The 14,862-nt window shown below is 40.5% G+C and carries 9 protein-coding genes; 4 read left to right on the forward strand and 5 right to left on the reverse strand.

What is annotated here, in order from left to right; translation table 11 throughout:
• Window positions 1-66: 66 nt before the first annotated feature.
• The 3 genes from acs to QQK02_RS09340 all read right to left on the reverse strand — a co-directional run bounded on the left by acs (window position 67) and on the right by QQK02_RS09340 (window position 4,646).
• On the reverse strand, window positions 67-1,965 hold the full coding sequence (gene acs / locus QQK02_RS09330; RefSeq protein ID WP_284207732.1) for an acetate--CoA ligase: 1,899 nt from the start codon (window positions 1,963-1,965) through the stop codon (window positions 67-69).
• Between the two features lie 145 nt (window positions 1,966-2,110).
• The gene (locus QQK02_RS09335; protein WP_284207733.1) at window positions 2,111-2,800 is read right to left on the reverse strand and encodes an exonuclease domain-containing protein; all 690 of its coding nucleotides are present in this window, start codon (window positions 2,798-2,800) and stop codon (window positions 2,111-2,113) included.
• A 1-nt stretch (window position 2,801) separates the two neighbouring features.
• The gene (locus QQK02_RS09340; RefSeq protein ID WP_284207734.1) at window positions 2,802-4,646 is read right to left on the reverse strand and encodes a putative nucleotidyltransferase substrate binding domain-containing protein; all 1,845 of its coding nucleotides are present in this window, start codon (window positions 4,644-4,646) and stop codon (window positions 2,802-2,804) included.
• A gap of 286 nt (window positions 4,647-4,932) precedes the next feature.
• Between QQK02_RS09340 and QQK02_RS09345 the strand changes: the two genes are divergently transcribed.
• From QQK02_RS09345 to QQK02_RS09360, 4 genes are all read left to right on the forward strand, one after another.
• A complete protein-coding gene (locus QQK02_RS09345) occupies window positions 4,933-5,184 on the forward strand; it encodes a DUF4212 domain-containing protein (RefSeq protein ID WP_284207735.1) in 252 nt (83 codons plus the stop codon).
• Window positions 5,184-6,920: a sodium:solute symporter family protein gene (locus tag QQK02_RS09350; protein WP_284207736.1), complete on the forward strand. Its 1,737-nt coding sequence runs from the start codon at window positions 5,184-5,186 to the stop codon at window positions 6,918-6,920. The genes QQK02_RS09345 and QQK02_RS09350 overlap by 1 nt, the downstream gene beginning before the upstream one ends.
• A gap of 68 nt (window positions 6,921-6,988) precedes the next feature.
• Window positions 6,989-7,429: a hypothetical protein gene (locus tag QQK02_RS09355; RefSeq protein WP_284207737.1), complete on the forward strand. Its 441-nt coding sequence runs from the start codon at window positions 6,989-6,991 to the stop codon at window positions 7,427-7,429.
• A 40-nt stretch (window positions 7,430-7,469) separates the two neighbouring features.
• Window positions 7,470-10,910, forward strand: coding sequence for a hybrid sensor histidine kinase/response regulator (locus QQK02_RS09360; protein WP_284207738.1), 3,441 nt, complete (start codon window positions 7,470-7,472; stop codon window positions 10,908-10,910).
• 2 nt (window positions 10,911-10,912) lie between these two features.
• Here QQK02_RS09360 and QQK02_RS09365 read toward each other — a convergent pair whose 3' ends face one another.
• Together QQK02_RS09365 and QQK02_RS09370 are read right to left on the reverse strand one after the other, a co-directional pair.
• Complete coding sequence (locus QQK02_RS09365; RefSeq protein ID WP_284207739.1) at window positions 10,913-13,777, reverse strand: putative bifunctional diguanylate cyclase/phosphodiesterase; 2,865 nt, start codon at window positions 13,775-13,777, stop codon at window positions 10,913-10,915.
• Window positions 13,778-13,898: 121 nt separating this feature from the next.
• Window positions 13,899-14,552, reverse strand: a complete 654-nt coding sequence (locus QQK02_RS09370; protein WP_284207740.1) for a response regulator — start codon at window positions 14,550-14,552, stop codon at window positions 13,899-13,901.
• Between the last annotated feature and the right edge of the window lie 310 nt (window positions 14,553-14,862).

Genomic DNA, 14,862 nt, shown 5'->3' on the forward strand with positions numbered 1-14,862 from the left:
GTAATATTTGTTGTCTTGTTTTTGTTTTTATATTTTTAAAAATAAGGCGCTAGCGCGCCTTTATCGTTATTCTTCTAATGTGCTTAAATCACCCACATCTTGGCCAAGCGCTTGTGCTTTTAAAACACGGCGCATGATTTTGCCCGAACGAGTTTTTGGTAATGAGTCAACAAACTCAACACTTTCTGGCGTCGCAATTTTGCCCATTTCATTACCTACATGGTTTTTAAGCTCAAACATCAATTCTTTAGTAGGCTCTACACCGGCATTAAGAATCACGTAGGTGTGAATCGCATTACCTTTTAATTCATGAGGTAAGCCGATAGCGGCTGCTTCCGTCACTTTAGGGTGACTCACCAAGGCGCTTTCAACTTCAGACGTACCTAAGCGATAACCTGATACTTTTAATACTTCATCCATACGCCCAATGACCCAGATGTAACCATCATCGTCTTTCTTCGCACTATCGCCTGCTAAGTAAATCCACTTACCCTGCTCATCTTGGCTCCAGTACAAATCCTTATAACGCTCAGGATCTTTAAATACTGTTCGTGCCATACCTGGCCAAGGGTTTTTGATGATTAACTTACCTTCTTCGTTTGCTGGTACTTCAGCGCCTTCGTCATTAACGATTGAAATTTCATTACCGAAGAATGGCTTGGTTGCAGAACCTGGTTTTAATGGTGTCACAGGTAATGGACACACCATGAAGCCACCTGTTTCTGTTTGCCACCACGTATCAATAATTGGACATTTACCATTACCAATAACACTGTGGTACCAACGCCATGCTTCTGGGTTAATTGGTTCACCCACACTGCCGAGTAAACGTAAGCTAGACAGGTCATGTTTTTTCGGCCAACGCTCACCAAATCTCATCAAGCCGCGAATAGCCGTTGGTGATGTATAAAGAATGTTGATGCCGTATTTTTCAACAATTTGCCACCAACGGTTCGGGTATGGATAATTTGGAGCACCTTCATATAACATAATGGTTGCGCCATTAATTAATGGACCATAAACAATATAACTATGACCGGTAATCCAACCTGGATCGGCTGCACACCACCAGCGATCTTCTGGTTTAATGTCAAACGCCATACGGTGCGTTGTTGAGGTATATACCGAATAACCACCATGGGTATGTACCATGCCTTTGGGTTTACCGGTTGTACCTGACGTATAAAGTATGAATAGCGGATCTTCCGCATCAAGCTCTTCCGTTTCACATTTCGGGCTAGCAATTGGTAAAGCAGTTAAGTCGTGTAACCAAAAATCACGTGAAGGCTCCATTTCTACGTCAAGTTCATTGTTCTTAACACAAATACAAACTTCGATAGACGGCGATCGTTCCATTGCTTCGTTAGCGATTGATTTCAAGTCAACTTGCTTACCACGACGCCAGCCACCATCCGCTGTAATCAATACACGCGAATGCGCATCATCAATACGAGAAGCTAAAGCGTCCGTGCTAAAGCCACCGTAGACCACAGAGTGGATTGCGCCAATTTTGGCGCATGCGAGCATTGCAAATACGAGTTCTGGGATTTGAGGCATGTAAATAGTAACGATGTCACCTTTTTCAACACCCATGCTTTTTAAGACGTTAGCAAACTGACAAACTTCGCGGTTTAACCCGTTATATGAAAAGTTACGAACCTGACCATTCTCACCTTCCCAAATAATCGCCATTTTGTTGCGATTTGCACTTTGAACATGACGATCAATAGCATTGTGAACGATATTGGTAGAGCCGCCTTTGAACCATTGATAAAACGGCGCATTAGACTCGTCTAAAACCTTATCCCATTTTTTATACCAACCTAACGTTTCAGCTTGCTCAGCCCAAAACGCTTCTCTGTTCTCAACTGAGTAATCATATAATTTTTGATACTCTGCAACGTTTGCTTGCTCAAGAACGTCATTACTTGGATAAAAAATATCTTGTTGATTGACAGCAGTCATGGATAACCTCGGTAACCTAATAATTAATTATTTTGATGTAACTTAAGGTAGAGGTTCACTTGCTGCTTGGGTATTAGACCTAAGTCTAAAACGGTAGTTTTTGGCCTTAGACTTTAGTCGTAGATGCTGATTAATTTTATGGCAATTACCAGCTTAAGAAATTTTTTAAAGGTTTGTTTTCCAAGTTATTTTGGTAAAGGTAGGATTGTAATAGCTCGGCTGTGGCAATGGCATCACTTAAGGCATTGTGAGCATAGTAATCTGGCAGTTCATAACGTGCTCGCAACTCACTTAACCGAAGCTCAGAGGGATCATAGGGAATGGTCTGTTGATCAAAGCGCTGTTTATGTAATGCCAGCGTATCAATAAACAAAAAGATAGGCGATATGCCATAAAGTTCGAGACAGGCCTGTTGCAGAAAGGTACGTTCAATTTTAGCGTAATGCACTAAGATCACTTTACCGGCAATAGCCTCAAGTAATAACGCTATTTCATCGGCAAGTTGTTCGCCCCGAGATTTTTCTTGATCAGTAATATGGTGAATACCAACATTGTCGGCCGTTAACAACTGCTGACAGTTGATAATTTGATGATGGGCCGTCGACAAGCAAATTTTCAACTGATTTACCTGGCTATAGCCGACGCTAAGCAGTTTATCTTGCTTAGCGTCGAGGCCTGTTGTTTCAAAATCTAGTGTGATTAGAGGCACATCTTTAATAGGCGTATTTTTATCAGGTAAAGGTAAAGACAAATAATGTTTAACGGCTTCGTGAGTAGCTTGCTTGAGCTGCCTGCAGCGTAATGCTTGAAAACCAAAGAGTTGTCGATAAATCATCTTAATAAACCGTTTGACGACTGTCTTGTAGTGTTTTTATCACTTTAAAAGCGTCTTTTAAGTGTGCACGTTCCAGGCGTGAAATTTCTTTTGGGGAAATATCATTGTCTGGACTTTCGCCTTGTTTTTGTTGCATCACTTGATGCTTAAGCTTTAATTGATGGAGTAGCTGAAATGCATCAATTAAGTTAGCCGCAGAAGCCTGTGTTAATACCTTTGTACCAGCGCATTGCTCTAGTCGTTCAATGGTTGATACAGCGGTGATACCTAATGACAGCGCATAAATTCGCGCAAGATCGACGATAGGTGCAATACCGTTATGTTTAATATCGAAGGTTTTTTTGTTTTTGCCGTTTTGTTTTAAAACGAAATCTCTAAACATGCCAAGAGGTGGCTTAAGTTGCAGCGCATTTTTTGTTAAGTGAGCGATAAACAAGGTATTAGTTTTTGTACGCTCAAGCATTCTTTGTCTGACTTCACCAAGTAGGCTTTCATCGCCATAAACTGTCGTTAAATCGAAAAATATACTGCAATGCATTAATGCTTGTGGCTCTGGTGTTTCAACCCATTGAGAAAAGTATTGATGCCAAGCAGATTGTTTTTGCCGCCACTTAGCGTTCATCGCCATGACATCACCCGGACAATAAATAAAACCACATTGCGCCAAACCATGACATACGAAATCAGCTAAGTCACTAAACCACTGCATATCATGCTCTGTTGCCGTGTCGCAAATAATAAGCGCATTGTCTTGGTCTGAACAAGCATACTGCTCTTTTCTAGCTTGAGAGCCCGCGGCAAGCCATGCAAATTTAACAGGTGGCTGCCCTAACCTTTCAATAGCAAGTTCAATCATACGTTGGGTTAATGACTGACAAATCGCGCTAATGCTTTTACTAACATTTAATGCAGTAGTGCCTATTTTTGTCATTCGCATTTGTAATTTCGGAATCAACAAAGCAATTTCTTCTAACGCTGCAACCGATTTTGCCTTGCGAATCATATGGGTAATATTAACGGCGTTTTGCCCTTCAAAATGCATTAAATCAGTAATAGTTACCATGCCATCAAGTTCGCCATTTTTAGTGACGGGGAAATGATGAATTTTCGATGAGTTCATCAGTAACAGTGCGTCATAAGCATTTGACGTAGCATCAATGGTTTTTAGTGACTTGGTCATGATGTCAGCGATTGGTGATGTGATATCAACCCCTTTTGCTATACACCGAGACCGTAAATCTTTATCGGTAATAATACCAACCGCTTTTTTATCATCTTCCACCACTAAGCAGGAATAACGTTTTTCTGTCATTTTAATGGCTGCTTGTTGAATTGATTGTTGGGCGTCAATCGTTTCAACACCGCTGTGATAAAACTGCTCTAGGCGAGCATTGCCAAGTGAAGCGTTAATGACATCGTCTTGGGCTAATTGATGAACTTTAACCTGCAAGCGTTGGGCTGCTGAATGCTGTAAAAAATCAATTACCTGCTGATTTTTCTCAATGACAGGTAAAATGTCCGCGACACCTAAGCTATATAAAATGCAATCTTCTTCTGCTTTAACGTTAATCGCTAACTCGTCATTGGCAAATGCAAAAATAGTACATAAATCTTGTTCGCCATATTTATCAATTAACGTACTGTCTTGTTCAAAATAAGCCAGTAAACCTTTACGAATTATAAACAGACTAGGCTTTGTTATCGTATCAGGAGGCAATGGCTCACCCGAGCGTAAATACAAAATCTCAATATGCTTTACCAATAGTTCAATGGCATGTTCTGGCAATAAATCAAAGGGAGGTATCTTTGCAATAAAAGACTCTATTTCCGTTAACCCACTTGTCATGATTATCTCTGCATAGCTGTTTTAAATATCAGTTAATACTAGTAATACTGCGCCAAACACCATGGCGCAAGTGTTTCACTCAAAACCTAGACTAAAGTTTAATACCTACCCAGAAGTTATCTTGCTAATTTAGATACTGTGATGTTTTATCAAGCGCTAAAAATAAGCGTAACTATAAAGCAAACATAAGCTATGTGATTGATTAACTACATAACAAAACAACAGGTGTGAATTCAATTTCATAACGTCATCACATATAACGATAAAAACAGTCAGGAGATAAGTTGTGGAAAATACAAAAAGCTATTGGCAGGAAAACCTGCGCTTGATCTTTATCTGCCTCATCATATGGTTTGTCGTCTCATTTGGTTTTGGCTTATTACTGGTTGAGCCGTTAAATGAGTTCAGATTAGGTGGATATAAGTTAGGCTTTTGGTTCGCTCAGCAAGGTTCAATTTATACCTTTGTCGGCTTAATTTTTTGGTATACAAAAAAAATGAATGAGCTAGACAAAAAACATAATGTGGAGGAGTCGTAATGGATGAGTTAAGACTCTATACATGGATCGCCGTAGGCGGTACCTTCGGATTATATTTCTTTATTGCTTGGTGGGCTCGTGCGGGTTCAACGAGTGAATTCTATGCTGCTGGTGGCGGTATTACACCGCTTCAAAACGGTATGGCAATTGGCGCTGACTGGATGAGTGCCGCATCATTTATCTCAATGGCAGGTTTAATTGCTTTCTTAGGTTATGGTGGTTCAGTTTTCTTAATGGGTTGGACAGGTGGCTATGTATTGCTTGCCTTATGTTTAGCACCTTACATGAGAAAACATGGTAAGTTTACCGTGCCTGAATTTATCGGCGACCGCTTCTATTCTAAAACAGCCCGTATTGTTGCGGTTGTTTGTTTGATTATTGCTTCTATCACTTACATCATCGGTCAAATGAAAGGTGTTGGTGTAGCATTCTCTCGTTTCCTAGAAGTACCTTATGATACTGGCCTATACATTGGTATGGCGGTTGTATTTGTTTACGCTACTTTAGGTGGCATGAAAGGTATTACTTACACGCAAATCGCACAATATGTTGTGTTAATTACAGCATATACCATTCCTGCAATTTTCATTTCACTTCAGTTAACGGGTAACCCAATTCCACAACTTGGTTTAGGCTCTACGCTCGCCGATGGTAGTGGCGTTTATCTACTTGATAAACTTGATATGGTTGTCTCCGATCTCGGTTTTAAAGAGTACACGACCTCCTCGCTTGGTTCCGTTGAAATGTTCGCCTATACCATGTCATTAATGATTGGTACGGCAGGTTTACCACACGTAATTATGCGCTTCTTCACTGTTCCTTCAGTTAAGGCAGCACGTCAATCTGCAGGTTATGCTTTAGTATTTATCGCATTGCTATACACAGTAGCGCCGGCAGTTGGTGCAATGGCTCGCTTTAACTTAATGAATACGATTGAACCCGCAGCAGGTCAAAACCTTGATTATGCTGAACGTCCGCAATGGTTTAAAGATTGGGAACGTACAGGTTTATTAGCCTTTGAAGACAAAAATGGCGACGGCAAAATCCAATACACGGCAGACAATGAAACCAATGAAATGGTTAAAGTTGACCGTGACATCATGGTACTTGCTAACCCATCAATTGCGAACTTACCAAACTGGGTAATTGCGTTAGTAGCCGCAGGTGGATTAGCCGCTGCGCTGTCAACCGCTGCAGGTCTATTGCTTGCCATATCCTCCGCCATATCCCATGACTTGATGAAAGGTGTCTTAATGCCTGACATGAGTGAGAAAAATGAGCTAGCGGCGAGCCGAATTGTCATGACCATATCCATTTTGTTTGCCGGTTACCTCGGTCTCAATCCACCTGGATTTGCCGCCGGTACTGTTGCCCTAGCCTTTGGTTTAGCTGCATCGAGTATCTTCCCAGCATTAATGATGGGTATCTTCTCTAAGAAGATGAGCAGTAAAGCAGCTATTGCAGGTATGTGTGCAGGTTTAGGTTGTACAATGCTTTATGTATTCCAACATAAAGGTATTATGTTCATTCCTGGTACATCGTTCCTAGGCGGTATGGAGCCAAACTGGTTCTTGGGTATTTCTCCTAACGCCTTTGGCTCTGTAGGCGCTGTGATAAACTTCGCTGTAGCATTCTTGGTATTAAAAGCGACAGGTCCAGCACCTGTGAACATTCAAAACATGGTGGACAACTTCCGTTCTCCGCACGGTAAAATTGCCGCAGCACATGATCACTAAACGAGCATTGTGATATAAAAACCTAAAGGCGTTAAGCCTTTAGGTTTTCTTATTTAAAGGGATAATAAATGAACAAACATACTAAAATCGCTATTTTTGTAGCCCCTTTTCTTTTGCTTGGCGGTTATATCGCAAGCGACTATTACCTAGAATCTCTAGCAAAAACAGACAAAGTATTTAAACTTGAGCCTGAAGGCCATTGTGATGTTTTTAATAAAAAATGTGTTTTAACAACAGGCGAGATGAAGGTAAGCATTGAACAGAACCAACAAAATACCGTCATCAATACAACCTACCCAATTGATGAGGCGATTCTATTTGTCGTAAACTCAGAACAAGACGTGACGCCTTATCCAATGACCATGAAACAAACACCCTATTACTGGCAATCTGAAACTCAACTTGCTGAAAAACTCGCTAACAAAAGCGACAATGTGAAACTACGAATTATTGTTAAATACCAAGGTGATCAATATATTGCGCAATTTTATAGCCAAACTATTCGCTAACACGTAAAGTATTTAAAGGCGTTTATCGGATGACTTAATTATGTTCGCAAATTGGCAGCTTGTATCACTGTGCTTTTTCTATATCGGCATTTTATTTTTTATTGCTCATTGGGGTGATAAAAACCGACATTTAATTTCTGATAAGTTCCAACCTGTTATTTATGCTTTAACCCTTGGCGTTTACTGTACCTCATGGAGCTTTTTAGGAACGACGGGTCAAGCGTCTACAAATTTTCTCTCTCATATCCCCATTTATCTTGGCCCAATTCTGCTTTTTGTTTTTGCGTGGTCACTGCTGCAACGTATTATCGATGTCAGCATAAAGCTAAATTTAACCTCTATTGCTGATTTACTTGCAGCGCGGTTTGGTAAATCACATCGACTAGCGATTGTTGTTACCTTAGTTGCTCTCATTGGCACATTGCCCTACTTAGCGCTGCAACTCAAAGCCATTATTCACTCATTCCAACAACTTCAAATACAGCCCTACTCAAGTAACGGCTGGTTTGGCTTAATTGTCGCGTTAGTGTTAGCAGCGTTTACTATGGTGTTTGGTATTAGGCAAATTGATGTTACTGAACGACATCCCGGCGCAATGCTTGCTATTGCATTTGAATCATTAGTTAAAGTTGCCGCTTTTGCTATTTTAGGTATTTTTGCACTGTTCTTTTTATTCGACTCACCAATGGATTTGTGGCTGCAGACAAAAGCGAATGAACAGTTAGATAGACAGCTTAACTTTCCAAATTTAACGAGCCTCGTTGCCATGCTAGTTATCGTTAGCGCGGCATTTTTATCCCTGCCAAGACAATTCCAAGTCATGGTTGTTGAGTTGAAAGATAAACAGCATACTCAGCTTAGCCGCAAGGTTTTCCCGCTTTATTTAGCTATTTTTGCCTTATTCGCGATACCACTTGGCTTAGCTGGTAATCACTTATTAGGCAGCAGCATACCCAGTGATGCTTATGTGTTATTCCTACCCGGTGTTAGCGATCAATATTGGTTAACCTTACTTGCCTTTTTAGGCGCTATTTCAGCGGCAAGCTCGATGGTGATTATCTCAACTATCGCGTTATCAACCATGATCAGTAATGAAATCGTGTTTCCAAGGCTATTTAAGAATCAAACAAGTCACGAACATGAATTTGAGAGTTTTCAGCAAAAACTCCTGAACATCAGAAAAACTATTGTGCTGATCATTATTATGCTTGGTTACAGTGTGTTTTTATTAACAACGCCTGAAACCCTGTCTTCGCTTGGTGAAATTGCCTTTGGTGCCTTTGCGCAAATCACGCCGGCATTGCTAGCTGCCTTTTATTGGCGTAGTGCCAACTTAATTGGCGTTTATGCCGGTATTATCGTTGGTTTTATGCTGTGGCTTATTCTCAATTTCTTGCCGCAAATGGGCTTCTACCCTCAGCCGTTTAGCGAATCATTTTTACCTGCAACAACCGACGCAACGCTGATCAGCTTAGGTGCCAACGTACTATTGATGTGGCTAGTTTCACAAATTAGCCGACAAAGTGTACAAGAGCGGGTTCAGGCATCTTTGTTTATTAAATGGCATGACCAAACCGAATACGAAGACTACCAAAATAAGTCAATTAATATTAAAGAGTTAGAGGTTCTTGTTTCACGTTTTGTTGGTGAAAACAAAGCAAAAGCATCCTTTGCTCAGTTTATTGAACAACATAGCGAGCGTTCTCCTAAGTCTGCACAATATCAACAACGCTTGTTACAGCACACAGAGCAAACCTTAGCCAGTGTTATGGGTACAGCGTCAGCCCAACTTGTGCTTGCTTCTGCCATTGAAGGCAGAGATATCGCTTTAGATGAGCTTGCTCAACTTGTTGAAGATGCCTCTAGTCAGCGCCTTAAATTTAGTCAAAACTTGCTACAAAGCGCGATTGAGCATGCAAGTGAAGGTATTTCGATTATCGATAACGAGCTTAAACTCGTTGCCTGGAATAAAAAGTATTTAACCTTGTTTAATTACCCTGCTGAACTCGTTTATATTGGCTGCGATATTGCCGAGCTGATAAGACACAACGTTAAGCGTGGCCTTTGTGGTCCTGGTGAAGTAGAAGAGCACGTGAGAAAACGTATTCATCACTTAAAACAAGGTACACAACACAGCTCTGAGCGCACCTACGCTGACGGCCAAGTAATTCGTATAGAAGGTAACCCTTTACCAAATGGCGGCTTTGTTATGATGTTTTCTGACATTACCGCTTACCGTCAAGCAGAGCGCGTATTAAAAGATGCTAATACTGATTTGGAAGTATTGGTCACTGAGCGCACCGTTAAACTTGCCCAAACCAATGATGAATTGGCACTAGCCCGTGAAAAAGCTGAACAAGCCCACCAAAAGAAAAGTCTATATTTAAAGGCCTGTAGCCACGACCTAATGCAACCATTAGAAGCTGCGCGATTATTTACCGAAGCGCTTGCCCATCAAAATAATTTAACGGCGGCCCAATACAGGCAGGTAAAAAATATTGATGCATCGTTGCGCACAGCAAGCGACTTAATCTCTGATTTGGCTGAAATAGCACGTATTGAAAGTGGCAACATCAAACCGAATTTTCAAGCATTTGCCTTAAGTGAACTGTTCGATGAACTTCAAAAAGAGTTTTCGATGTTGGCACAACAACATTATGTCGCCATTGATATCCAAACCACTAAACTCTGGGTATATAGTGATAAATTCTTATTGCGCAGAATGGTACAAAACCTCTTAGGTAATGCACTACGTTATGCCAGCCCTGGTCGGGTATTACTTGGCACCAAGCGCCAAGGCCAACATATCTCAATTCATGTTATCGATAATGGTCCGGGTATTGCAAAACCCCAACAAGAGCAAGTATTTGAGCAGTTTACCCAACTCCATGATACCCAAGGAGAATCGGCTAAAGGCCTTGGTTTAGGGTTAAACATTACCCAAGGTATTGGTGAAATTATCAAGGCACCTATTGCCTTGCAATCTATTGAAGGAAAAGGTTCAAATTTTTCAATATTGGTTGAACGAGCGACACCAAGAATTCAAGTAGCGGCGAAGCCATTATTACCAAAACAAAATAACTTTAACGGCGTTACGGTACTTTGCGTTGATGATGACCACGCCGTTTTAAGTGGTATGGTTGAATTATTAACGGCATGGCAATGCACTGTTATTGCGTGTAATACGAAAGAGCAAGCACTTGCCGCGTTTGATAAAGATAAAGACAGAATCGACATTGTGTTAGCTGACTATCAACTATCCCCTACAGATAATGGTCTTGCGGTTATTGCTCAGTTAAGAGAAAACTATCAACATTACCTGCCCGCTATCTTATTAACGGCTGCCACTGAAGATGGTATTGAAGATAAAGCTGATGAAGTCGATGTCGGTTTTTTACGAAAAGTGGTTAAACCTGCGTCACTGCGCGCAATGATGAGTGCAATGCTAGCGAAAAAGCTTTCTTCAAATTATGGTAATTAACATTAGGCAACATTGATATCTTGGTTTAGGTGTTCAGTCAAGTCGTCTTTAATGTCTATCAGGGGGACCGGTTTAGCAATGGCATACCCTTGCGCATAGTTAATACCAATATCCGCCAGTAGCGTTTTCGTGGCTTGATCACCAACAAACTCGGCGACGGTTTTCTTACCTAGCGCTTTTGCAATGTCATTAATCGCCCTGACAATCGCTTTATTTTCACTGTCGTGACAGATGTTTTTAACAAAACTACCATCAATCTTAATAATGTCTACTGGCAGGTTTTTCAGGTAGGCAAATGAACACATCCCCACACCAAAGTCATCTAACGCGAAATTACAGCCAAAGTTTCGCAGCTTTTCAATAAAGACATTGGCATGACTAAGCTTTGTGATGACGGCAGTTTCTGTTAATTCGAAACAAATTTTATCAGCAGGAATGTTCAAGAATGTTAGTTGTTCAATAATTTCTTCGGCAAAGCCTTCATCGATAATTGACGTACCTGATAGGTTTATTGCACATTTGTTTGTTGTCTCTAACAGTTCAGGAGAGTGCTTTAATTGCCACAACACATGCTTAACAACCCATTTGTCGATTGCCGTCATCAAGCTGAATCGCTCTGCCGCAGGAATAAATTGTGCGGGACTGACTAATTCACCATCATGATCAAGCATTCGCAATAGCACCTCGTAGTGCAATCCTTCACGAGCATGTTGACCTATCGCCTCGATTTTCTGCACGTAAAGTGCAAAGCGATTCTCGTCTAACGCCTGCTGAATTCGAGAGACCCAGCCAATGCCTGCTTCAAGGTGATTTAATTCAGCGTCTTGAACGCTATATAAGTTAATACGGTTTCTACCCGCATCTTTGGCAGCGTAGCAAGCTACATCAGCTTGTTTCATTAACTCTTGCGCACTGGTTGAGGCGTTAACTACTGTGACACCGACACTGGCTGATATTTGAAAAACTTGATCTTGCCAGACAAAACGAAAATCATTCATTTTTTTGAGTAGCAGTTTTAACGCCTGCTGAGTTTGTTCTATGTTGCAGTCAATGAAAATAATGCCAAATTCATCACCACCTAACCGAGCAACAAGATGCTGCTCATCAATATTGTCTGTGATCAACTGGCCAAGCTGTTTTAGCAACTCATCGCCAGCAATATGCCCACAGGTATCATTAACCACCTTAAACTGGTCTAGATCGATATAGCTTAATGTCACATCTGTTTGATGTCGTTCTATCTGGTTTACTGCATCTTTTAGCAAGTCATCGAACGCGTACCGATTATAAAGGCCAGTCAGAAAGTCGTGCTCAGCTTGAAACGTTACTTTATCAACTAATGCTTTATCTTCGGTTACGTCTTTAGCAATGCCTTCAATTTTTGTTAGCTTATTATCAATCATCACCGGTGACTCAGTGAACTCAAGTAATCTAATATCACCATCGACATTTTTACATTCGAGCAAATAAGGCTCTGGAATGAGCCCTTTTTGTAACTCTTTTAGCACTTCGTTGCGTTGACTATTAAGTATCGTAGGCGGAAATATTTGTCGATACTGCTCAATAAATTCAGAAGCTTGGTATCCCAAAATTGCGGTTATTGCGGCACTGACAAAATCAGGTTCTCCTTTCGCATTAGTACTGTAAAGGAAGTAACCGTGTAGACCTTCAACCAATCTGCGATATTTAGCTTCACGATCTTTTAAATCATATTCAGCTTGCTTTCTTAACGAAATGTCACGCACGGTGACCGCAATGCCATTATGGGTTTTAACCACCTGTAATTTAATATAGGTAAGCGCTGGATTATGTGTTTTAACGGCTATACTGCGATCAAAACATAACCCTTGAGCTAACTGCACTAGCGCAGTTGATGCGAGTTCTTGATGAATAACGCCGAGTAAAGCTAATAGCTGATTAAAGTTATGGCAGGGATACTGTTCAAGCATCAACATATCTTTAGCTACCGCATTAAGTTCTTTAAGCTGATATTCATCATCTACTTTGGTAAAGATTAATAGCCCGTCTAAGGAAGCATCAGAAGCTGCCTTAAACTGTCGATGACTATAAAGCGCTTTAAACCAGTTTGACAGAGCCATTCGACACAGCAACATCAGAAAAAACACGGTAAATATACCGATAATGACATAATTGCTTTGTACTTTGCTCGTTGATTTAAGCCCAAGTTCAATACTTAAACTCCGATCAACAAATTGTATCTGGTGCGCGACAATATGCTTAGCGTTTTCTAACGTACCGTGCTGATACAAAGAATTCTCGCCATCAACCATGGTAAAACCATAAGAGTGACTTAAGTTTTCACTCACCAGTTTTGATAGGCTTGCTTCGATATTAATGACGCCAAGCACCCAACCATAAATTTTGTCTTGCTTAAGAACCGGCTTGACTATGGCAATAGCTTGCGCGCCATCGGTTAACAAGAATGGCTTGGATAACGACACTTGGTCGGAGGATAATTCACTGATGTCTAAATCAATCGTATTGATTGATTCCATTGCCATCGCAGGTACATGCCATTGCAGTTGAAACTGATGGTTGATAAACCATACGCGCTCAAATTCAGGCAATATACTTAAAATACTTAAACTAAGTTTGGTAAACCACTGCTCTAAGTTAGGGTGATTTTCTGGCCAATTTCTTACAATTTCTTCAAGTGCTAACTCGCCCGATTGGGCAAAATAAGCTAAACGAGAAGATATTTGTCTGGCAACTACTTGGCTTTTTTCAGCGTCAATGCTTCGTTGAATCGTCATTTGATGGTTAATAAACAAACCAATAATGAGTGACAATACGATTGCGATGACAACGGAAGCAGCAGTAATTTTCTGACTAAGGGAAAATGACATTAACACGCCATATATGAGATAACTATGACGGTTATTTTAAAGTGAATTTATGACAACTATGTGACTGACAGCCTTAATTTTAGGCGATTAGCCACCAGTTCGACTAACTAACTTTATGCTTTTACGATTGCTCAAATTGGTTGTCGAGTTCAAGCGCATTCATGGCAATGACCGCCTGTGTGCGGTTTCTTACATTAAGCTTTTTAAATATTGCCGTTGCGTGAGCCTTAATTGTTGCTTCAGATACGTTAAGATCATAGGCAATTTGTTTGTTTAACATGCCCTGCGCAAACATCAGCAAAATTTTATATTGTTGGTTAGTGAGGCTTGCAATGCGCTGAGCAATATCTTGCGTGTTTGCTTCTTCTGGTGCTTTAAAATGCTCAGGCATCCATACATCGCCGGCAAGCACAGTCATAATTGCCTGGCAAATGGTATCAACAGGTGTTGATTTTGGAATAAAGCCAGATGCACCATATTCAATGGCTTTCGCCATGGTTTCATCATCTTCATGAGCTGAAATAATCACTACAGGGATTTGGCTAAAGTGACTGCGAATGTTAATGAGATTAGTAAAACCATGTGCACCGGGTATATGCAAATCTAGCAGGAGTAAATCGGCATCAGCGGTTGCTTTAAGTTGTTGCTCCAGCTCTTCAACATTTTGCGCTTCCAACCATTGCGTTTGTGCAAATTTTGGTTTTAAGGTTTCAAGTAGTGCATGGCGAAACAAAGGATGGTCATCAGCAATAATGATTTTTTCCGGCTGAAACATAACATTCTCTTAATGATATAACTTATCTAAGTATAACCATTTTTTAACACAACTTTATTAGACTAAAGTCTAATTAGATCAATTTTTATTAAACTACCGCAGAGTTTTAGAGTTTTATATATCAATCGCCAAGCTTAAAAACCATTGCGCTGTATAGGCAATAGGCTTTGTCTACATTATTTTATAGAAAATGCCTTTCTCTAGGCCATTAACTCATCAACCTGTAAATACTTTACTAAAACAACTATTAGCAAAGAGTTAATTAACTAGCGACGAATACTCATCTATACTCATTGATAAGATACTTAAA

The sequence above is a fragment of the Thalassotalea eurytherma genome (genome assembly GCF_030161415.1).
Lineage (GTDB): Bacteria > Pseudomonadota > Gammaproteobacteria > Enterobacterales > Alteromonadaceae > Thalassotalea_G > Thalassotalea_G eurytherma.